This is a genomic window from Neobacillus soli NBRC 102451 (assembly GCF_001591665.1).
Taxonomy (GTDB): Bacteria; Bacillota; Bacilli; order Bacillales; family Cytobacillaceae; genus Neobacillus; species Neobacillus soli.
Genome location: NZ_BCVI01000018.1, coordinates 173,848 through 195,990, shown reverse-complemented (window position 1 = coordinate 195,990; position 22,143 = coordinate 173,848). Strand labels below are relative to the sequence as shown.

At 41.0% G+C, this 22,143-nt stretch carries 18 protein-coding genes and 1 pseudogene; 12 read left to right on the top strand and 7 right to left on the bottom strand.

Translation table 11 applies throughout. From position 1 onward, the window contains the following. Positions 1 to 1,183: TIGR04053 family radical SAM/SPASM domain-containing protein (locus tag BSO02S_RS07615; RefSeq protein WP_066064810.1), on the bottom strand; the 1,183-nt coding region annotated here is incomplete at its 3' end. Between the two features lie 468 nt (positions 1,184 to 1,651). Between BSO02S_RS07615 and BSO02S_RS07610 the strand changes: the two genes are divergently transcribed. Then, the gene (locus tag BSO02S_RS07610) at positions 1,652 to 3,073 is read left to right on the top strand and encodes a PAS domain S-box protein (RefSeq protein WP_066064807.1); all 1,422 of its coding nucleotides are present in this window, start codon (positions 1,652 to 1,654) and stop codon (positions 3,071 to 3,073) included. Positions 3,074 to 3,118: 45 nt separating this feature from the next. Next, complete coding sequence (locus BSO02S_RS07605; protein ID WP_066064804.1) at positions 3,119 to 3,748, top strand: TVP38/TMEM64 family protein; 630 nt, start codon at positions 3,119 to 3,121, stop codon at positions 3,746 to 3,748. On the opposite strand, the gene BSO02S_RS07600 is transcribed toward BSO02S_RS07605, so the two are convergent. Continuing rightward, the gene (locus BSO02S_RS07600) at positions 3,745 to 4,095 is read right to left on the bottom strand and encodes a hypothetical protein (protein ID WP_066064801.1); all 351 of its coding nucleotides are present in this window, start codon (positions 4,093 to 4,095) and stop codon (positions 3,745 to 3,747) included. The two genes, BSO02S_RS07605 and BSO02S_RS07600, sit on opposite strands and share 4 nt — an antisense overlap. A 556-nt stretch (positions 4,096 to 4,651) precedes the next feature. Here BSO02S_RS07600 and trhA point away from each other — a divergent pair. Next, on the top strand, positions 4,652 to 5,299 hold the full coding sequence (gene trhA / locus BSO02S_RS07590; protein ID WP_066064795.1) for a PAQR family membrane homeostasis protein TrhA: 648 nt from the start codon (positions 4,652 to 4,654) through the stop codon (positions 5,297 to 5,299). 46 nt (positions 5,300 to 5,345) lie between these two features. Here trhA and BSO02S_RS07585 read toward each other — a convergent pair whose 3' ends face one another. The 4 genes and pseudogenes from BSO02S_RS07585 to BSO02S_RS07570 form a co-directional block, all read right to left on the bottom strand. Continuing rightward, positions 5,346 to 6,725 (bottom strand): MFS transporter, encoded by a 1,380-nt coding sequence (locus BSO02S_RS07585; RefSeq protein WP_066064791.1) that lies wholly within the window; start codon positions 6,723 to 6,725, stop codon positions 5,346 to 5,348. A 15-nt stretch (positions 6,726 to 6,740) separates the two neighbouring features. Next, positions 6,741 to 7,259 carry a hypothetical protein gene (locus BSO02S_RS07580; protein WP_066064788.1) on the bottom strand — a complete coding sequence of 173 codons (519 nt, stop codon included), beginning with the start codon at positions 7,257 to 7,259 and terminating at the stop codon, positions 6,741 to 6,743. Further along, positions 7,237 to 7,719, bottom strand: coding sequence for a hypothetical protein (locus BSO02S_RS07575; RefSeq protein WP_066064785.1), 483 nt, complete (start codon positions 7,717 to 7,719; stop codon positions 7,237 to 7,239). The genes BSO02S_RS07580 and BSO02S_RS07575 overlap by 23 nt, the downstream gene beginning before the upstream one ends. A 134-nt stretch (positions 7,720 to 7,853) precedes the next feature. Further along, a pseudogene (locus tag BSO02S_RS07570) lies at positions 7,854 to 9,395 on the bottom strand (multicopper oxidase family protein). A 133-nt stretch (positions 9,396 to 9,528) separates the two neighbouring features. On the opposite strand from BSO02S_RS07570, the gene BSO02S_RS07565 reads away from it, so the two are divergent. The 4 genes from BSO02S_RS07565 to BSO02S_RS07550 all read left to right on the top strand — a co-directional run bounded on the left by BSO02S_RS07565 (position 9,529) and on the right by BSO02S_RS07550 (position 14,288). Further along, positions 9,529 to 10,539 carry an XdhC family protein gene (locus BSO02S_RS07565; RefSeq protein ID WP_066064783.1) on the top strand — a complete coding sequence of 337 codons (1,011 nt, stop codon included), beginning with the start codon at positions 9,529 to 9,531 and terminating at the stop codon, positions 10,537 to 10,539. A 74-nt stretch (positions 10,540 to 10,613) separates the two neighbouring features. Next, a complete protein-coding gene (locus tag BSO02S_RS07560) occupies positions 10,614 to 12,935 on the top strand; it encodes a xanthine dehydrogenase family protein molybdopterin-binding subunit (RefSeq protein ID WP_066064780.1) in 2,322 nt (773 codons plus the stop codon). After that, positions 12,936 to 13,775 carry an FAD binding domain-containing protein gene (locus BSO02S_RS07555; protein WP_066064777.1) on the top strand — a complete coding sequence of 280 codons (840 nt, stop codon included), beginning with the start codon at positions 12,936 to 12,938 and terminating at the stop codon, positions 13,773 to 13,775. A 33-nt stretch (positions 13,776 to 13,808) separates the two neighbouring features. Beyond that, on the top strand, positions 13,809 to 14,288 hold the full coding sequence (locus BSO02S_RS07550; RefSeq protein WP_066064775.1) for a (2Fe-2S)-binding protein: 480 nt from the start codon (positions 13,809 to 13,811) through the stop codon (positions 14,286 to 14,288). A 2-nt stretch (positions 14,289 to 14,290) separates the two neighbouring features. Here BSO02S_RS07550 and BSO02S_RS07545 read toward each other — a convergent pair whose 3' ends face one another. Further along, positions 14,291 to 16,360 carry a peptidoglycan D,D-transpeptidase FtsI family protein gene (locus tag BSO02S_RS07545; RefSeq protein ID WP_066064772.1) on the bottom strand — a complete coding sequence of 690 codons (2,070 nt, stop codon included), beginning with the start codon at positions 16,358 to 16,360 and terminating at the stop codon, positions 14,291 to 14,293. A gap of 514 nt (positions 16,361 to 16,874) precedes the next feature. Here BSO02S_RS07545 and BSO02S_RS07540 point away from each other — a divergent pair. From BSO02S_RS07540 to BSO02S_RS07520, 5 genes are all read left to right on the top strand, one after another. Beyond that, positions 16,875 to 18,407, top strand: a complete 1,533-nt coding sequence (locus BSO02S_RS07540; RefSeq protein WP_066064768.1) for a carboxypeptidase M32 — start codon at positions 16,875 to 16,877, stop codon at positions 18,405 to 18,407. Between the two features lie 283 nt (positions 18,408 to 18,690). After that, entirely contained in the window at positions 18,691 to 19,476 is a 786-nt protein-coding gene (locus BSO02S_RS07535; protein WP_066064765.1) for a TerC family protein, read from the top strand. 163 nt (positions 19,477 to 19,639) lie between these two features. Beyond that, the gene (locus BSO02S_RS07530; RefSeq protein WP_066064762.1) at positions 19,640 to 20,536 is read left to right on the top strand and encodes a CDK-activating kinase assembly factor MAT1; all 897 of its coding nucleotides are present in this window, start codon (positions 19,640 to 19,642) and stop codon (positions 20,534 to 20,536) included. A 101-nt stretch (positions 20,537 to 20,637) separates the two neighbouring features. Then, the gene (locus tag BSO02S_RS07525) at positions 20,638 to 21,420 is read left to right on the top strand and encodes an ABC transporter ATP-binding protein (protein ID WP_066064861.1); all 783 of its coding nucleotides are present in this window, start codon (positions 20,638 to 20,640) and stop codon (positions 21,418 to 21,420) included. After that, the gene (locus tag BSO02S_RS07520) at positions 21,401 to 22,135 is read left to right on the top strand and encodes an ABC transporter permease (protein ID WP_066064761.1); all 735 of its coding nucleotides are present in this window, start codon (positions 21,401 to 21,403) and stop codon (positions 22,133 to 22,135) included. Before BSO02S_RS07525 ends, BSO02S_RS07520 begins: the two co-directional genes overlap by 20 nt. Positions 22,136 to 22,143 lie beyond the last annotated feature (8 nt).

The window sequence follows — 22,143 nt, the reverse complement described above, 5'->3', positions numbered from 1 at the left end:
CATATACAGTTGGCGCCGTTTGTTTTTGGCGCATTGCCAGCGGAATATAAACACAGAATGGTTCGCTTTCTAAGTAGTCACCAGTAACGGCGTAAGTTCTCGAGCGGGAACCGCCACAAATTTTGTTATATTCGCAAACACCGCATTTCCCTTTATAGTTGTCGGGCTGGCGCAGTTCTTTAAATACTTTTGCCTCGCGGTAAATTTCCGCAAGCGGGGTATCACGAACATTGCCGCCAACAATTGGCAGCAAACCACTTGGCATGACATCCCCAATATGAGATACAAAGGCAAAGCCGTTGCCATCGTTTACACCTTTAGGGGCACGCTTCAAGCCGTCATGCATTGATGCAAAATCGGTTGTAATCGTGTCTTCGTAATGAATTTCACCCTTGTCGATGACATGATCACGCGATTTTTGCTGTAAAACAACGCGGCGGTAATGCTGCGCTGCTGTTGTTTTAATATCATAGGGGGCCGTTTTGCTCAAATCATAGAGCCAGCGAAAAACCTTCTCATGCTCAGCAGGTGAAATACAAGCATCCAATTGGCCTCTTCCGGTAGGAACAAGCAAGAAGATATACCACATCACAGCACCGAGCTCTTCAACTAGCTTTGACATTTCTTCAAGATGATCATAATTATATCGTGAAATAACGGTATTAATTTGGAGTGGCATTTCTAATTCGTTTAGGTATTTTATTTTTTCGACGGTTAGCTCAAATGATCCTGGAGTACCGCGGAAATAGTCATGAATGGCTGGTGTGGGGCCGTCTAGGCTAAAGCCCCAGCGCGCGAGACCCACTTCCTTTGCCTGTTCCATTTTTTCCTTTGTTACATTGGCGGTGGCACTTGGTGTCATCGAAACACGCATTCCTTTTTTAATCGCATAATCAGCAAGCTCGAACAGGTCCTCCCTCATCATGCAATCCCCGCCAGTAAAGACGAGCATCGGATTATCCATTTCATAGATTTGATCGATTAGATTGATTCCTTCCGCGTGTGATAATTCCCGCGGGTCCGGTGTTAGCTGGGCATCCGCACGGCAGTGCACACATTTAAGCTGACAAGCCCTAGTTACCTCCCAAATCACAATAAAAGGGTTTACGTCATAGTCAATACCCTTTCCTGCAAGATGTGGATGTCCCATTTGATAAGGGTGTCCTTTTCCGATTCCTTCCATCTTCATCACCAAAATTCATCATTATTTTTAAAACCATAGAAAACCATTATGGCGTTCCATACACCATTTACCATGAAAATAATTTCAGCGAACCAGCCCTAGTCACCTAATAAAGGCGGTGTGAGCAAAGCTAGGCTTCACCTATTCATAGCGAAAAACGTAAATTCAACTAAATTTGTCTATACTAATTCGCTTATGCGGCGCTCCGCCCCTTTTCCATAGAAAATGTTTCTATAGGTTTATTATAATTTTGCCATCATGGAGTGCATGGTTGGTTTGTTACAATATTTCTACAATGCTAGAGGTACAATTGGCAGATGGGGAAAGCTGTTTTTTTTATTTTTAAAAACTCAGAAAACTTACCCTTTAAGAAAAGTTACTTTAGCTTTATACTAGGTAAGTGACTCTTATTATGTAATTCAAACAACCTCGTGCTTTGCGAATGTTATTACCGTTTTGGAGGAAAAGATGTTTAATTTAACTCTATATCAAGAGGTTTTTTACCAATCCAAGATCCCACAATTGATTGTTTTAATAGATTTTTCCAAAGTTCAATATAATCTCGCTTTTAGTGATTTTATTGGTTATTCATTAGACGAGCTAACCTCTATACCAGTAGAGTCAGTCTCCTATCCGGATGATATGCCAAAGGATACGCAATTATTTGGAGAGATATTGAGTGGACAAAGAGATGAATATCAGCTTGAAAAAAGATATATTCATAAGTCAGGTGAAATAAAAACAGGAATTTTGACTGTTTCAAGAGTATGTGAGCAGTCAACCGGTGAGGAATTTTTAATTGGACAAATCCTCGATATTACTGAAAAAAAACAAATGGAAGTTGTAATGAAAAACCGTGAAGTAAAGTACCGCCTTATTGCAGAGCATTCATCAGATATGATTATGTTACATAAAGTTGATTTTTCTTATCAATATATTTCTCCTTCTGTAAAAACTGTTTTGGGTTTTGAACCTGAGGAACTGCTCGGAAAATGCCCAACAGAATTTATCCACCCAGCTGACCATGAGGAATTGAAGAAACAACATATGCTTAGTGTTGATAACAATTCGCTGCTGCTTACATACCGATGCAGAAATAAAAATGGTTCCTATATTTGGTTAGAATCTACCATTAAAGCTTTATTTGATACTGAAAATGGCGAAATAAAGGAATTTATTTCTGTTTCCAGAGATATTCAACATCGAATGGAAACGAATGAACGGTTACGGAAATCGGAAAAATTAGCTGTTGTCGGGCAAATGGCGGCAGCGGTTGCACATAAAATCCGCAATCCATTAACACCGATTAAGGGATTCATGCAGCTTTTAAATTCAGAAAAGGAGATTAACCCCGTGTATCTAAAAATTGTTTTAGATGAATTACACCGGGTGGAGTTAATCATTTCTGAATTTTTATCGATGGCGAAGCCCTATACAGAAAAAACAACGGTTGTTTCTGTTGATAACCTCGTCCGGCAGGTGGTCCAACTATTACAGTCGCAAGCTCCTATGGAAAAGATGGAATTAAATTTCTATTCCGGTGAGGCCGTTCCTCCAATAATGGGGAACTCCAATTCATTAAAGCGAGTGTTCATGAACGTGATTCAAAATGCCCTTGATGCCCTATCCGAAAAGGGACGAATTGATGTGAGCATTATGACAGATGAAACTGGCGTTACCGTAAAGATCACCGATAACGGCTGTGGTATCCCGCAGGAAAGATTATCAAAGCTTGGGGAGCCATTCTATTCGACGAAGGAAAAAGGAACGGGACTTGGTTTAATGACAAGCTATCGAATAATTGAAAGTCATTCTGGGAAAATCAATATTGAAAGTGTTGAAGAAGTTGGAACGACAGTGACCATTTGGCTCCCCTATCCAAAAAATTAAATAAGCCGCTATTTTATTAAAGTTAAAATCAGAATGGAGTATTCGATGCTAAAAAGAATAATAAGCTTAAGTATTTTAATAGTAATTATTACAATTGGTTTCCTGGAGAAAGGTGAATTGCTCGAGCTAGTGAAACATGGCGGAACTTTATCCATCTTCATTAGTATGCTGCTTGTGGCCATTTGTGTCTTTTTCCCAGTCATTCCATTTCCCGTGTTAGCGGGAGTGATAGGAGCTGTCTTTGGAACGGCTCAAGGGTTGATTATTTCCTTAACCGGATCGATGGCTGGAACAATGGGATTCTTCTTTTTAAGCAGGTATGGTTTTCGGGATTTTGCACGGGAAAAACTGCTGAAATTTAAAAAGGTTCAGGAATATGAGGAATTTCTGAACCGAAATTCCTTTGTCGCTATATTGACCTGCCGATTGATTCCGGTCATTCCCGCACCAGTTGTCAATATTATTTGCGGGTTAAGTAACGTAAAATGGCTTACGTTCTTCATTGCTTCGACTATTGGGAAAATTCCTAACGTCCTGCTTCTATCCTTTGCGGGGGCATCTTTTAGTAACAATAAGTTCTTTTCTTTCGGATTATATGGTCTTTATATATTCATCATTTTCTTGATTAATTTTGTGATCATTTATCGCAAATCAGCAAAGAAACCACTTGATTAAATAACGTTTTGTATGTTCAAATCCTTTTGTTTTTCAACAAAGATGATTTCCTTAAAAAAGCTTTTTAGGATGAGCCACTTAGCAGGATACGTGTAAATGAAATCTTCGATGGTTTGAAACGAATAATGGACAAAGCAGTCGAACCCGCTTTTTTGCCTTTTTAAATCGTATAAAAGTGCGTGGGGTATGGTGTAAAACTCATTTAATTGGCAAGGATTAAGCTTTACAATCTGAATTTTTTGGTCTGAGAGGTATTTTTTTATCGATTGTTCCTGCAGTGAAAGGCTCTCCTCCTTCGAAAGCCCATCTAAACTAATACGATCATTAATAAAATAAATTCCTTTCATATCACAACACCCTTCCTAACTATGTTTGGTATTGTTATTGACAGGGTTGGGAAGAAGTATACTTTGCTGAAGAAAAAATAGCCTTATGGATATAGGAGTAAAAAAAATATACCCGGCAAATTGCCGGGCATCCAAACAAATCTATATTAAGGGGGGGCGGAGGTTTAAGGTTCTTCCGTGAACCTATTTCTATCTTAAAGGAAAAATATGAACAAACTATGAAGGAAAGATTAATAGTTTAAGAAAGGTGACAAGGTTGAAGGATTTTCATTGTTGTGCGACATGCAGACACTTTAGGGCTGAGAAAAAGGATGATGGAATGGATTATTTTTGCAGTCGGTTAGGATTTGTTACCAAAACAAACTATAAATTTAATTGCTGGAGTCCGAAAGATAGGATTAAGAAATTGATGGATAAGCCTAAAAAAGAGGATTGAAGTGATGCTAAGGTAGAGTGTCACTTTTTTTGTTTTAAATATGACAATTGTCTATTGTCCCAAGACCAGTTACATGGTATTTTTTTGGAATAGGTTTTTTCTTGAAAGGGGCATTACACAGTGGCTGCAACACATACTTTTTCTAAGCATGAGGAAATGGCTAATTCGATTACACATGGAATCGGGGCAGTATTGAGCATTTCGGCATTGGTTATATTAATTGTTTATTCCACTCTTTATGGGAATGTCTGGCATGTTGTCAGCTTCACGATTTTTGGGGGATCGATGTTTATTCTTTATATGTCCTCTACTTTGCTTCATAGCTTTCCTGAAGGAAAAGCAAAAGATGTTTTTGAGATTCTCGACCATTCCTCTATTTACTTTTTTATCGCAGGGACCTATACTCCGTTTTTATTGGTCGTGATAAAAGGGACAATGGGCTGGACATTATTTGGGATTGTGTGGGTCCTTGCCATTGCGGGTACCGTTTTTAAATGTTTTTTTGTCAAAAAGTATCTTTTTTCCTCAACAGTTCTTTATGTCGTCATGGGCTGGTTAATTGTTTTTGCCTGGAAACCGTTAATCAATAATCTTTCTTCACAAGGGATGGCCTATTTAGTCATTGGCGGCGCCCTTTATACGCTTGGTGCCATATTCTATGTCTGGCGTGCCTTTAAGTATCATCATGCGGTCTGGCATCTATTCGTGCTAGGAGGTAGTGTGGCCCACTTCTTTTGTGTGTTATTTTATGTTTTACCAATCAAATAACAGAAACAGCACCATTTTAAAAGGGTGCTGTTTTTATGAAGGGTCCTCACACATGCTTCACTCTTCCAAATTTAATCGTCTCACGTGAAAACCATAGACTCATTAAAAAACTGATTGTGCCTGATACGATCAAAACTCCTCCGATGATTTTCATATTTTCGGATGAAATTTCTGCCCCAAAAACCAAGCCTAAAATAATGGAGGATAAAATTGACCCTAAATATCTGCACGTTTGAAACAGACCCGAGGTAGTCCCAACAATATTTTGCGGGCTCTCTTTTACCATCGCGACTTGGAGAACAACATTTCCAATGCCATAGCTTAACCCCATGATTGATAAAATAAGCCCAATCACTAAATACGAAGCATCGATAAAAAACAGCGTGAATATCAAAGCACCAATGATTGAAATAAAAGAGCCTATTATAATAGGCTGGTTCACACCCGTCCGATCAATCCATTTTCCGGTCACAGAGGAAATGATTATACTGACCCCTGACATAAACAGCATTAATAAACCGCTATGCTCCACACTTAAGCCCAACACTTCTTGGAAATAGCTGGGGAGACCGAAAAACAAGCAATAGAAAAAGATATTCAAAAAGATAAACTGAAGATAGACCATTGAAAGCTTTGGATGCGATTTGAAAATTCTAATATCAATAAATGGTTCCCTAACTTTTAACTCCCTCAGGGCAAATAAACCGAAAAAGATGACCCCGGTGATACCGGAAAGATAATGCACCTTTGCTCCAAACGACAATAAAAACCATAAAAAGAAAACCATTCCCGCCGCGAAAAAACCGATTCCGAGAAAATCAAGGTTGGAAAATAACTCCTTTATCCGCGCCTTATCCTGTTTGATGTCCTTCGGAAACAAATACCATCCCAGCACAAAACTGATGATAATAAACGGAAAGTTTACCCAGAAGATGGCTGGCCAATGGCCCCAAACAATTAAGTAACCGCCGATGGTCGGCCCAAGTGCGACCATGGCAGAGGCAAAAATTGATAATACGGCTAGTGCTGAAGCCTGTCGTTCTTTAATATGGTCGCGGATTAACGTCATTCCCGATGGGTAAATTGCGCTGCTGCCAATCGATTGGATCATTCTCATCGCTAGTAACATAAAGAAGGTGGTTGAAAATGGTGCCCCAACCGCTGATAGCGCAACAAGCACAAGACCTGTTAGAAAGGTCTTTTTTCTTCCAAAAATATCGCCAATCTTTCCTGTCACCGGCTGGGCGACCGCGCTTGCTAAATAGAAGCTGGAAATCAGCCACGAAACGGTTGTAAAAGAAAGCCCGAAATCCTTTTGAATACTGTGCAGTGCTAATGCGATCATTGATGAATTAAGAGGATTTAACATCGTGCCAGAGGCAACCGCTGTTAAAAATAGAGTTCGATTTTTCTTCATGAGTAACATCCCTTTGGAAGCAAATTACAGAACACCTTTTTTGATTGCTGAGTTTTTATTAAAGAAATACAAATATATGAAAAGGGTTAGACTTTCAACAAAGAAGTAGATGGGAATGGAATAGAGAAGCTTATATCCATTTTTGTAATGAAAGATACCCACATGAACGGAAATCCACTCCACAAAAATGGCTAGAAAACTCCAAATAAAAATATAGACTACCTTCGACTGACCTTTAATACGAAGCCTTTCGTAAAAATAAATAAAAAAATAGCCAAAGGGTGCGTACATCGTATAGGAAAGTAAATCAAATAAGGAATAACCAGATTCATCACCAACATCATAGAGGTCGAGGGGCGGAACAGCAATGGTATGGTCAAAAACCAAACCCAGAAATGGACCAATGAGAAAACAGTAGACCACTGTTAGCAGCGGTAAAATTTTTGGTAAAAGATAAAAAAGAACCATTCCACCAATAATCATGCCGATAACAAACCACTCGTTTACATTAAAGTGACGATCATAGATTAGATAGACCATCATAAACTTTCTTCTCCTTCGAGTATATCTTCATCAACAGTCGTGCAGTTAAAATCGAAAAAATCATCATTCCGGCGCTGTATAGAATGGGGGACCAATGGTGATTATGACTAAAACCTAATAATCTTATTAAATATTCGCAAGCTGCAAAAATAATAAAAACAACCACAGCTATCACTATTCGCTTGCTTACTTGTTTCGTGGAAAATAGCATATTTACAAATAATAGCAGTAAAACCGGAAGAATAATGTCCCTATTGATGATGACCGAAATAAAGGGAACAGGGTTTTTATTGATTGTGAACCATTTTAATTCAAACGAGGTTATCGTAAATATATTAATTTGAACAATCTGTATCACAAAATAAAAGATAATATTTATCTTGTTTGGAAGCTTTTTTTTCAGCGAAAAGAAAACGGTCAACACCAGCCAGGCAATGACCGAATAAATTACCAGTCCCATCATCATCATCCTAAAAGTTTTATCATGGTAGATATATCCTTTCCTAACCTGCAAGTGTCTAGTCAGGAAAGTAAGAGCCCCTCTATTAAAAAATAAAGAAAAACCCGGAGGAAATTAATCCACCGGGTTAAAGGTTAGTTAAAGCGAATAACGCTGTAAGGGCGCATCATTTCATAATCCTCATGCTCTAACATATGGCAATGCCAAACATATTGTCCGGTATATGGAAAAAACGGGATGATGATGCTTGTGACATGGCCCGGCGGACATCTGACAGTATCCTTCCATCCGCGTTCCGTATAATCGGGTTGACTGGGAGGGGCCGTGTATTTGATTTGCTTTGTCATTTTGTAATGATTGACATTAAATGCCCTTCTCTCAAGGATTTGAAATTGGACTAGATGGACGTGAATGGGATGGTCATCCCCATTCGTGTTGATAAAATTCCATATCTCAGTCGAGCCAAGATACGGATTTTCTGATAGTGGATCATCCCAGCTTTTCTGATCAAGGAGAAATAGTGACCGCCCATATTTATCCTTTTCTTCACTTAATTGCAGAAACCGCTGTTAATTTGCGGAAACGGTCTTCTTCCAATTTATCGGTCCGAAATAAGCAGGAATAACGCTTGTATCAAGGCTGGAAAGAGGCTTTGAAACCCGAAACTGCATGACAGTTCCGGTCGTTTCTGAGTCAACAGGATCCCCTATTGGAAAATGGGTCGGTGCGTCATTTTTCAATAGGATCGATTTGCCCTCCATATTTGAAAAATCAACAATGATATCGATGCGCTCTGCTGGGGCAAGCAGTAACGATTTTACGGCAATTGGCCGTTCAAGAAACCCGCTGTCTGTGCCAATTTGGATGAACTTCTGCCCCGAATCTAATGTTAGGCGAAAAAAACGGGCATTTGCCGCGTTTAAAAGCCGAAATCGATATTTTCTTGGTTCAACCTCCAAATAGGGCCAGACCTTTCCGTTAACAACAATCGTATCGCCGAAAAAGGAGGTAATAATTGATGGTTTGAAACCCGAAGTGTTGTTTGCAGGCTGTTCCGGATAGGATAAAGAGCCATCCTCATGAAATGATCGATCTTGAAGGAGCAATGGAACCTCAAAATTCCCGTTTGGCAGGTTTAATGAACGTTCATGGCTGTCCCTGATGAAATAAAAGCCGGCAAGTCCGGCATAAATATTAAGGCGCGTCAGTCCAATCGCATGGTCGTGGTACCACAGGGCCCGCGAACTTTGCTGATTTCCATACTCATAGATTTCTTTTTGGAAAAAGTGACCTGTCGCCGCGAATCCTTTCGTGAACCATGCATCAGGATAACCATCACTAGCCGGTTCCGTCCGACCGCCATGAAGATGAACGACAGTCCTGACATCAGGCTTCTCTTTTTCAGCCCCGTGAACAGTGTGATCAATCGGAAATAGATGCCGGTCTGGAAGTTTGTTCTGCCACTTTACATAAACCTTTTCCCCAGTTTCCACTTCAATGGTTGGTCCGGGGTATATGCCATCATAGCCCCAGAGCGTTGTTTTGGGCAAATCACTATGGAGCGATTTCTTTGTCTCCATCATATTTACCTCGTAATAGGTATACCCTTCCGATCGCCATTTTGGTTTTAATAAAGGAGGAATCGGCAGCGGATCTTTAAATTTTGCCAGTTTCATTGATAACCGCCTCTTTCTGCCATTCTTACTAATTCTTATGAAAGCAGGTAAAGAAAAATTAATCATTCTAGGAATAGCTTCTTCATTAATATAAATAAAGTAGGAATTTATGTGTCTGAAGTGGGGGAGTTCGATGGATGATATTTATCCAATTCTAGCTGTGATTGATCAACCAGGAGAAAAGGTAGTAGCGACTATTATTCGTGTAAATGGCTCCGCTTATAAAAAGGAAGGCTCCTCAATGATCTTTTTCGAGGATGGCTCTTATGCTGGCCTGCTGAGTGCGGGCTGTTTGGAAACGGATTTGGCAATACAGGTGCAAAAGGTTTTCGGGAGTCAAGAGGCGATGATGCACCAGTATGACTTAAGAGAGGAAACCGATTTAGGGTGGGGGCAGGGTTCAGGGTGCAATGGAACCATTGATATTTTGCTTGAGCCAGTTACTGAGAAACTAAAAGAGGATTTTTTGTTGCTCAAAAGATTGTTGGATAGCTATAAACCAGTCATCGGATTAAAAAAACTAAATGAATTGGGGGAGTATCTGTTTATCGAGGAGAAGGGTGAGCCGTTTGGAAATTGGTCGGGGCAGGTTCCAGTCATTGGGTTCACCTCGAAAAGCGGAATTATGGGTGGTTCTTCTGTTTTTCAACATACGTACCAGCCTAAGCCGCGTTTAATTGTCTTCGGGGCAGGACCTGACGCCAAGCCGCTTGTTTCTTTGGCTGCCGAAACAGGTTTTTCTGTCGTTGTCTGCGATTGGCGCGAGGAGTTTTGCCAAGAAAAAAATTATCCGGCGGCGGATAAGCTTTTGGTAGGCTTCCCGGATGAGCTTCTAAACCAACTTTCTTTTTCACATTATGATTTTGTTGTCATTATGTCGCATCACTTTCAAAGGGATCAAGAAATTCTCAGTGGGTTACTCCATGAAAATATTAGATACTTAGGTGTTTTAGGACCAGGGGAAAGAACAAGACGGCTTCTTAATGATGATGATATTCCCAATTGGATTTATGCCCCAATGGGTGTGACGATTGGCGCTAAGGGTCCTGTTGAAATTGCTGTAAGTGTCGTGGCGGAAATGATTGAGGTGTGGAGGAAGCCCGTCCATGAAAGAGTAGAGCTCATATGGACCATTCCGGATTAGTCGTTTTTTATGGTGCTGGGATCAGTTGAAGAAGAGGGGAATTGGCAATTTCTTAAGTGCAGGGAGTGATGAACATGGAGGTTATTGGGAAAAGCGTCATTCGAAAAGAAGCGCTTGATAAGGTAACGGGCCGGGCGAAGTACACCCATGACCACCAAACGGTTCCGATGCTGTCTGGAAAAATGGTCATTAGTCCTTACGGTCATGCCAAAATTGTCAGCATTGATACCGCAGAGGCAGGGAAGGTAGCTGGTGTCAGGGCGATTCTCGCGGGAGAACATTATTATCCGTTAACAGGAGAGGCAATTCGTGATCGGCCGCCAATCGCAGTTGACAAGGTTCGCTACCACGGTGAACCCGTGGCCCTCGTGGTTGCTGATACGCCTGTTCAGGCCAAAGCGGCAGCAGACCTTATTAAAGTGCAATACGAATTGCTGCCAGTAGTGAATTCACCAACACAGGCATTCCAAAAGAATGCCCCGCTCGTCCATGAACGCCTCGGCGAATATAAAAAAGAGTCTGATTCACAACCGGTGCCAGGCACCAATATTGCGACCCATATTAAAATCCGCAAGGGGAATTTGGAAAAGGGCTGGGCGGAGGCTGCGACGGTCGTCGAAGCGAGTTTTTCGTTTGCCCCCTCCGACCATGCAGCGATGGAAACCCGCTGTGCGACCGCAGAGATATTACCAGATGGAAATATCCTCATTATGACATCCTCGCAAGCGCCTTTTATGGTAAAGAGGTTAATCGCCGATTACTTTGGTGAGGATATGGGGAAAGTAATTGTCCGCACACCGCTTGTTGGCGGGGCGTATGGCGGCAAGGCTCCTGTTCAGCTTGAGGTACTCGCCTATTTAGGGTCAAAGGCAGTAGGCGGAAAACCAGTCAAGGTCTTAAATACACGTGAAGAGGATATTCTAACATCTCCTTGTCATATCGGATTGGATGCAACGGTTAAATTAGGCACCGATCGATCCGGAAAAATCAAGGCAGCTGAAATACGCTATTTGTGGGATGGCGGCGCCTATTCCGATAAAGCAATTGATATAACCAGATCGGGTGCAACTGACTGTACGGGACCTTACAACATTGAAAATGTATGGTGCGATTCCTACTGCATGTATACGAATCATCCCTATGCTGCTCCATTTAGGGGCTTTAGTCATTCCGAGCTTTCCTTTGCCATTGAACGGACGATGGATTTACTGGCCAAGAAGTTAAACATCGACCCGCTTGAACTGCGCTACATTAATGCGATTAAACCTGGGGATACCACGCCGACAAGAGTATTATTAAATAAAAGCAATGTTGGAAACTTGCAGAAATGTATTGAAAAAGTAAGGGGGTTAATCAAATGGGATGAAGGGCCGGTAAAAGTAGTGAACGACCGGTTTATAAGGGTAAAAGGGGTCAGTTGCAGCTGGAAGACATCAACGATTGACACGGATGCGCCTTCAGGCGTTATTTTAACATTTAATCGCGATGGCAGTATTAATTTAATGTCTGGCATTGTTGAAATCGGAACAGGCACGAAAACCATTCTGGCGCAAATTCTCGCCGAACGGCTCCAAATGGATGTGGATAATATTCATGTCCGAATGGAAGTGGATACGCAAACGACACCAGAACATTGGAAGACGGTTGCCAGCAGGGGAACTTTTATGGGCGGCCGGGCTGTTTTAAAGGCTGCAGACGATGTGATTAATCAGTTGAAGGAAGTGGCTGCCTGTGTATTAAGAGCACCGAAAGAAGATCTCGAAATTGGAGGCAGCAGGGTGTTTTTAAGAGATGACCCATCTCTGGGGCTTCATTTTAAAGAAATTGGCTACGGCTATAAGTATCCGAATGGGAATACGGTCGGAGCACAAATTATCGGCAGGGGAAGTTATATTTTACGGCATCTTACACCGTTGGACCCGGAAACAGGTGAAGGAAGGCCTGGTCCGGAATGGACGGTTGCAGCATATGGGGTCGAAGTGGAATTTGATAAAAGAGATTATACGTACCGACTGGTGAAAGCTGCAACGGTTGTTGATATCGGCAGGGTGATGAATGAAAAAGCAGCTCGGGGGCAGGTCATGGGTGCGATGAGCATGGGACTGGCCTTTGCAGGACGGGAAACCTTTTATTTTGATGAGCTTGGCAGGGTCCTGAACCCGCAACTGCGGACGTACAGGCCGCTTAGGTACGGCGAAAATCCAGAATACCTGGTTGGGTTTGTTGAAACCCCGCAGATTGATGGACCATACGGGGCCCGCGGAGTCGGGGAGCATGGCCTCATGGGTATGCCTGGTGCTCTCGGTAATGCCTTGTCTGTTGCCGCTGGCGTTTCCCTGCATCATCTGCCGCTGATTCCGGAATTGATTTGGAAAGCAAAGGAGGCGAACAAATAAATGCTTCCCTTTGATTTTGATTATTATCAGCCTGAAACGTTGAAAGAGGCGGTAGATTTATATCAGTATTTAGAGCAGCAAGGCAAACAGCCGATGTTTTTTTCAGGAGGGACGGAATTAATCACCCTCGGGAGAATTGATTTAGCCTATACGGAGGCTGTTATTGATATAAAGGGGATTGCTGAATGCAAGGTAATGCGGGTAAGCGGGAATCATTTGCTGCTTGGCAGTGTGCTAACTCTTACAAAAATTGAAGAAGCAAACCTTTTTCCGTTATTAACGAAAACCGCGAGCCAAGTAGCTGACCATACGGCCCGTGGAAAAATTACCTTAGGCGGCAATATTTGTGCGCGAATTTTTTACCGGGAGGCAGTTCTGCCGTTCTTACTTGCAGACAGCCAATTATTAATTGCAGGTCCCGAAGGTGTAAAGGGGGTACCAATCAATAAAATTTTTGCGGGGGAGCTTAAACTAGATAAAGCTGAATTTCTTGTTCAAACAGCAACGGAAAACCGATTGATCAGGGCCCCGTATTTTAGCATCAAACGCCGTCAGCAATGGGAGACTGGTTATCCGTTAATAACGGTAGCTGCGTTGAAAATGGATGAGGAGGTGCGTGTGGCTGTTAGTGGATTGTGTCCATTTCCTTTCCGTTCGAAGGAAGTCGAGGCCTCTTTAAATAATAAAGGGCTATCAGTCGAAACAAGGGTGGAAAGGGCACTTGCGGTCCTGCCACAGCCAATTTTAGATGATGTCGAGGGTTCGGCAGATTACCGTTTATTTGTTTTGAAAAATTTATTCGTTGATGTTTTGGCAGCTTTGGATGGAGTGAGAGTTTAATTGTTTGGTTTGTAAAGGAGAGTGGAGGGAACCTTGAAATCTCACACAATTACGTTAACTATAAATGGAGAAAGTCACATCGTTACGGTGCGGTCGGCCGATACTCTTTTATATATAGTAAGAGGTCGGCTTGGCCTGACGGGTGCAAAACCCGGGTGTTTAAATGGGGACTGCGGGGCGTGCACGGTGAATGTGGATGGCTGGCCAATGAAATCGTGTCTGATGCTTGCGGTGGAAGCGGCTGGCAAGGAGGTAACAACGATTGAAGGACTGAAGGAGACTCCTATTCAAATGGCTTTTGTCGAAAACTTCGCCTTTCAATGCGGCTATTGTACACCCGGTTTTATTATGAATTGTCATTCGTTAATCGAACAGCATCCTGATGCCGATGATCAAACCATCAAAGAGTGGCTGGAATCGAATATTTGCCGCTGCACGGGTTATATTGAAATTGAGAAGGCAGTGAAATCCGTGTTGAAAAGGGGTGCCCATCTGAAGGCACCCATGGAATGATGTTATTTATTTTTCAACTTAAAATAGGTATCTAAAACCTTGCGGCCAATTCTTAGGCTTGCTTTGTTATCAACTTCCCCTTGGTAGGCCCATGGAACTAAAACGGCCATCGCCACTTCGGGATTTGAACTAGGAGCGTAGCTTACCAGGCTTAAATTCGTGACAGGCGGCGGCTCTTTTCCGTAATTACTGCGCAATGGACCGTCATAAAAGGCTTCCGCAGTCCCTGTTTTACCTGCAGGAGAATAGGGAGCATCCCCAAAAAATTTATAAGCTGTACCACCAGGTTCCTGCATCACCTTTTTAAAGCCTATTTGCACGCGGTTCATCCAATCCGATTTCATATCGATTGAATTAAGGACGGTTGGATTGATTTCTTGGGCGACAGGTCCGATTTCATCTGTCTCAGCTGCGGGGGCAAGAATTTGTTTGACCACATGCGGCTGCATTCGGTAGCCGCCATTGGCGATGGTTGAAACATACTGGGCGAGCTGCATCGTAGAATACGTATCATATTGGCCGATAACAAGGTCGAGTAAAAAGCCCGGGAGCCTGCTTTGCCCTTTAAAGCCGGACTGTTCATTCGGTAAATCAATGCCCGTCCTTGATCCGAGACCAAAAGAGGAGAACGAGTTTCTAATCGTTTCGAACGCCTTCTTGTTGGTGAAATTTAATGGCTGATCATACTCATAATGTGCTTTACCAATATTAAGCGCCGTATGAAACATATAAACATTCGAAGACTTCTTTAAGGCATCAATATCAGTTAATCTGCCTAAATAGGCATAGGATTTTTTGATCGGAGTATCTTTAATTTTTATCCCGGCATCATCAAAAGGCGTACCCGGAGAAATCGCCCCTGTTTTATAACCGGTTAAGATGGTCGCCCCTTTCACAGTTGAACCCACATTATACGTGGTGGTAAAGGTCCCGAGGGCATCATCAATCATTTCTACTTTTCCTGTTACTTTATCTTTAACCAACTTTTTTCCGGACATCGTTAAAACTTCTCCGGTACGCGGATCCATTAAAACGACATAGGCACGGTCCGTCAGCATCGTTCCAGGTGATTGCTTTGCAAGCCAAAGCTCCTTTTCAACAATCTTATCAACGGCCATCTGCAAATCCATATCAATTGTTAAGACCAGATCTTTTCCTCTTTTACCAGCTGTGACTGGCTGGCTGTCAATAATGTTTCCTGTCTTATCGGTAATATTTTTTACCTTAGATTTGTTGCCGTGAAGAACCTCCTCATACTGCATTTCAAGCTGGCTTTTGCCGATACGGTCATTACGGCTATACCCCCTTGCTAAAAAATAATCTAATTGGTCAGCCGGGAGTCCTTCATCTGATTTAGTTACCTTCCCTAGAACCGATCTAAGAGTGGTTTCAAAAGCATACAATCGATCCCAGTCAGTAGCCGTTTCAACACCTGGCAGAGATTGAAGGTTTTCGCTAACTACAGCAAATTCCTTCTCTGTCACACCTTCGTTTTTAATCATTTGTGCAATAAATTTATAGCCGCTGATAAATTCTCGATAAATGGCTAGAACCTCCAACTCATTAGCTGTTATCCCTTTTAATTCATTTCCGGTAATTCGATCTAATTTTAATTGATAAATATCTTTATCGGATAATTTTTTAGCATGATATAAAGCTTTTTCATTTTTGGTAATTTTGCCATCAGCAAGCTTTGGGTGTTTTAAGATCCAGAAATCCTGCTTGTCCCTTTTTGTGACCTTATCTGTTTTTTTGTCAATCAGCTGCGCTAATCTTTCTGCTGTTTCAAGCATTTCCTTTTGGTTGAAACCTTCATTTGTGAAGGTAATTGCATTTTTTGGAACATTGCCCACAATAACTCGGTAATCACGGTCGAGTATTTTTCCTCTTGGCACAGGATTACTGATCGTGATATCTTCTCTTCTTTCCAAATCTCTTTTGAAGTTCTCTCCGTGGACAATTTGAACAAAACCAAGCCGCAATATGAGGACGGAAAACAATAAAAAGACGCTGAAAAAAAGTAAATTTAACCTTAATGGAGTAGGAGATCTTTTCTTTTTCTGTTTTTCCAAAATGGCTGCACATCCTTATTACATGGATAGAAAGGATCGAATAAATAAAAACTATAGTGCATGCATTTATTAGTTTTATGTAAACGAAAGGGGATCAATACTTGAGAAAGAATAACCCGCAGCAAATTGAACAGGCAGCCCAAACGCTTAGTTTAATTGAGTCACTTGGTGATGAAAATAACAGCATTAAAAAAGGATAAATGGATTGATCCCAGCTAGTTCGGGCTTTCCTACCGACATCCATGGTTTTTCCAGCATAAAAAGTTCCCCTCCTAAGTAAATGTAAGAAGTAGAAAAAAGCATTGTTTTTCTGTCTAATGATTATGTTTTCCTCTGATTTGTAAAATTTATACAAAGTATGCATGAAACTGTCGATTTCTTTGAACTTTTTGTCTATGAAAAGGTTTTCAAATTTTTTCCCTTATTTGAATTTTTAATTTATAATCATTAAGGGATGTGTAAGTTTATATACGAACATCCTCAAGCAACATATTAAGGATTAGGGGGTCTACATATGGAACAGGAAGTGCTTGATCCAACATTACAGAAGGCATTAGAACAATTTAAAGCGTTAGATGAAAAAATAACGCATTTTTCAAGTATTATCGGTTTAGCTGACTGGGACCAAAAGGTGATGGCGCCGAAAAAAGGAAGACACGTTTTTGCAAAGGCGACCGGAACATTAAGGACTGAAGTTTTTAAACTCTCGGTCTCAAAGGAAATGGGTGACCTATTAGAAACATTATCTTCCTCGGAAAACGCCAAAGCATTAGACATGACGACAAAAGCGAAGGTTCGGGAGTATAAAGAGTACTATCAAAAGTCAAAGAGCATTCCTGCCGACCTTTTTCAGGAATATAGCATCTTAACGGCACAGGCCAATGATGCTTGGGAGGAAGCAAGAGCGAACAACGATTTCGCAAGTTACCTTCCTTATCTAGAAAAGATCATTCAATATCGACGTAAATTCGCGGAAATCTATGGCTACGAAGAGCATCCGTATGATGCCTTGGTGGATGAATTTGAGCCAGGGTTAACGGTGAAAAGACTAGATCCTTTATTTGCTAAACTAAGAGAATCCAGCGTTAAACTATTAGAACGAATTCAACAACATGGAAAGCCGAGACAAGCGGAAGTATTTAATCAAGCATTTGATATTGAAAAACAAAAGGAATTCAATCGCTATATCTTGCCACTCATTGGCTTTGATATGGAGGCAGGCAGGTTAGACGAAACGGTCCACCCATTCGCGCAAACGGTTGTCATTGGCGATGTGCGGTTAACAACCCGCTATTTAGAAAAGAATGTTCGTTCAGCCTTATTTGGTACAATCCATGAGGCAGGGCATGGGATTTATGAGCAGCATGTTAACCCTGAATTTGAGGAATCTGTGCTTCAAAGCGGAGCATCATTTGGAATCCATGAATCACAATCGAGATTTTTAGAAAATATGGTTGGTCGCAGCAAGGAATTCTGGAATTACTTCTTCCCTAAGCTTCAAGCGTATTTTCCAATGCAGCTTGAAAATATTTCAGGGGAAGAATTTTATCGTGCAGTCAACACGGTGGAGCCATCACTCATTCGGGTAGAAGCCGATGAATTAACCTATAATCTCCATATTATGCTTCGTTATGAAATTGAAAAGGCTTTGATTGGCGGGGAGATTGAAGCGAAAGACCTTCCGGCAGTCTGGAATCAGAAAATGGAGGATTACCTTGGGGTTACACCTAGTACTGACACGGAGGGCGTCCTACAGGATGTGCACTGGTCATTTGGCGGGATTGGCTATTTTCCTTCCTATTCACTAGGAAATCTTTATGCAGCACAAATTCTTCATACGATTCAAAAAGAGCTGCCTGATTTCTATACCCATATCGAAACTGGCCGATTTGACCTGATTCAAGACTGGTTAAAGGAAAATATCCACCAATACGGGAAGCTTTATACACCAAATGAATTAATCGTTAAGGTAACCGGTGAAGAATTAAACGCGGAATATCTTGTCCAGTATCTAGAGAAAAAATATTCTGAGGTATATGGTTTATAAAAATTTCGCGGGAACATAACGTTGACAATGGCTTAAAAGTATAATATATTGATAGTAATAAAATATTTCCTTTTAAAGGGGAGTAGCTGCTACAATAAAGTCGTCATTCCGAGAATTACTTCTCCGGCTTTATTGGCAACATGGACGTTGTTAGCAAGACCTTTACTTAACAGTAAAGGTCTTTTTGTGTATTTTTAGGCCTTTACTGTAACCAGTAAAGGCCTATTTTTATTGGGTAAGGGAGTATTTTTAGAAAGAAAAACTTTTTTAGGAGGAATTATTTATGGACTTTACTCTTTTACTGGAATACGGCTGGGTGTTAATTATTTTGGTGGCGTTGGAAGGGCTTTTAGCTGCCGACAATGCCTTGGTACTGGCAATTATGGTGAAACACCTTCCTGAACAGGAGCGGAAAAAGGCATTGTTTTACGGTTTGGCCGGAGCGTTTGTGTTCCGCTTTGCATCGCTTTTCGTGATTTCATTTCTTGTAGATGTGTGGCAGGTTCAAGCAATAGGTGCTCTTTACTTATTATTCATGGCTGGTAATCATATTTTTCGGAAGGTTATTAAAGGAAAAGCTGAGGAAAAAGGGGAAAAGAAATCCGGTAAAAATAGCGGTTTTTGGACAACAGTTATCAAAGTTGAGGTGGCGGATATTGCCTTTGCTGTTGACTCAATCCTTGCCGCGGTTGCGATGGCAGTAGTGCTTCCAGACACACCGCTTCCAAATATCGGCGGTCTTGACGGCGGCAAATTCTTAGTTATTTTTGCCGGCGGGATTATTGGTTTAATCATCATGCGCTTCGCTGCAAACCAGTTTGTGAAGCTTTTAGAAAGAAGGCCGGGTCTTGAAATTGCTGCCTTTACGATTGTTGGCTGGGTTGGTGTGAAGCTTGCAGTTTACACACTTTCACATCCGTCGCTAGCGATTTTAAATGAGGAATTTGCGCATTCTACAGAATGGAAGGTAAGTTTTTATCTAGTGTTAGTAGGAATTGCAGCAGCAGGCTGGTTTTTCTCAAAAGATAAAGTCGCTGACGCTGTCAAAAAGGAACCGAAAGTTTCATAACAAATGAAAGTCCATTTAAAAAGCAATTCTTCCATTAGGAGGGATTGCTTTTTGGGTTAACCACTATATTTAATAAACATTTAAGATTTCATTAAGAGAATTTTTAGGCTGGAGGACTATCCTTAACCTGTAAGACCATTTTGTTTTAGGAGGATGAAGGAAAATGAAGAAAAAAGTTCTTGCAGCTGTGGGTATTAGCGGGCTGCTAATGGCAGGAGGGGTGTTATCTGCGTCTGCTTCATCATCAGGTTATGATCTTTTCAAAACAGCAGTCAAGAAAACACACAATGTATCTAGTTTCACGGCACATGTTCAGGCTAATTTAAAGGACAATGGAAAGGAGGTTTACAAGGTAGATTCTCTAAACGTGGTTAATTTAAAGAATGACGCAAGCAGTAGTACCATCAGTGTGAATAATGGGGGAACTTCTTCAAAGATCGCTCTCTATTCTAAGGATCATCAAAATGTAGTCAAGAGCAGTAAAGATAAAAACTATTATCTAAAGCAGGAAAAGGAGCATAAAGCTGAATCGAAACATGAAAAGCAAAAGGAAGAGCTTTCTCCTGCGATGCAAAAAGATGTGGAGGCAATCTTTGATGCGTTAACGAAGAATTATCAGAATAGCATTACTACTAAAGACGCAGGAAATGGAAAAACGGAGCTGCAGTTAGACTTAAGTAAAAATCAAATACCTGCAGTTGGTCAAGCAGTTGTGTCTTTCTTCTTAAAAAATATCGACCAGCAGAAGGAACATATGGATCATAAAGAATTCGGATCCCTTCAGTTTTCTGACTTGAAACCACAGCTTCCACAATTAAAAAATAACATATCTGTTTCAAGTGTAGTCCTTAAAGGACAAGTGGATAAGGATCAATATTTGGTGGGTCAAGAAGCGGTTATTTCTGTTTCTGGTGATGATGTGAAAGGCGTTCATCATGATTTAGTGCTCCACCTTACAAGCTCATTGGATAAATTGAATCAATCAGACGTGACCAAGCTTGATTTAAAAGGAAAAAAAGTCGTGAATGTTAAAGATGACCACGAGGGTCATGAAGATTAATAGGCAGCGATTCGAAAAATGTTAGGTTACTTAAACAGCAAGCATTGATACTTAATAAAGAACTAAAGGCAGTGTTACTAGCTGTCTTTGGTTCTAATAAAATGGATAGTTCAATTTTTTTATTAGGGGAAGTGAAAAGTGTGCCTGTTCTCGAAATACAAAATGTCACAAAACAATTTAAAAATGGCCGGGGTGTGGAAAATATTAGTTTCAAAGTAAACCAAGGGGAGATTTTTGGCTTATTAGGACCTAATGGGGCAGGAAAAACGACGTTAATGAAATGTATTGTGGCATTATCCCGCCCTGACAAGGGGACAATTCTTATCAATGGACATAATGTAATGGAACATTTTGAACTAGCGATGAAATCTGTCGGAACGCTTATAAGTGGAGTAGAGGCGTTTGACTATTTAACAGCTTATGAGAACCTGCAGCTTGCTGCTAGATTGTATCCTGATCTAGAAAAAACAAGAGTGGACGAAGTGCTTCGCTGGGTTGGAATGGAAGCCCATAAGCGGGAAAAAGTAAAATCCTTTTCAACAGGTATGAAGCAGAGACTATATTTGGCTGCTGCACTCTTGTCGAAACCTTCTTTTGTTATTTTAGATGAGCCGACAAACGGTCTTGATATTGAAGGGAAGCTTGATTTTATCCAGCTCATTAGCCGCTTGGCGAAGGAGGAGGGTGTTACCTTTATACTTTCTACCCATTTAATTGATGAGGTAGAACGATTATGTGACCGAATCGCCATCCTTTCAAAAGGCAAGATTATCGGAGAAATAACAAGAACTGAATTAACGGAGAATCAGACATTCGAATCGTATTATATCGACTGTATACGGATGGGGAAGGAAGTGAACGACGTTGCAGAACTTAAAAAATGAATGGATAAAATTAACCCGTAAACGGTCAACGATAGTACTCCTGATCATAACAGCCATATTTCCATTACTGGCAGGCCCCTTAGTTCAAATGTTACAAAACAGGTTTGGTTTCACCGCCTTTGATGGGGAAAGTTTTCCGCTTGTGATTTTAAGTTTAGCAATTACCTTTTATTTACCATTATTGTTAGCCTTCGTCATTAGTGATATGTTTGCAGGAGAACAGGAACAAAAGAATCTTCCTTTCCTGCTTGTCCGACCTATTTCCAGGTACCATCTCTTCAACTCAAAAATCCTTTGCACAGGAATTTATTTATTTATCCTTTTAATCATTATCTGTATAACTTCGCTTATCACGGGTGCCATTTGGTTAGAGAATTTTACATTTCATGGTTTAATGCTTGGGGTAACTGCATATATCCTGTCATGGTTCCCGTTAATGGCCATTGGTGTTTTGCTCGTTTTCCTTGTTCAGTGGATTGGCTCTAGCAGTAAGGCGTTAACATTTTCTATCCTCTTATATTTAGTCATGATTGTTCTAACCTATCTCTTTCCAACTGTAGCCCAGTGGCTGCCAGCATATGATAACGACTGGTATCAACGCTGGATGAATAGCGGCTTCAATGTGGTGAACCTGGGCAGGGGCGTCTACCTGTTATCATGGTTTGCAATGTTCTTTACACTTGGATTTAATAAATTTAACCAGAAAGAATTTTAATAGGGGAA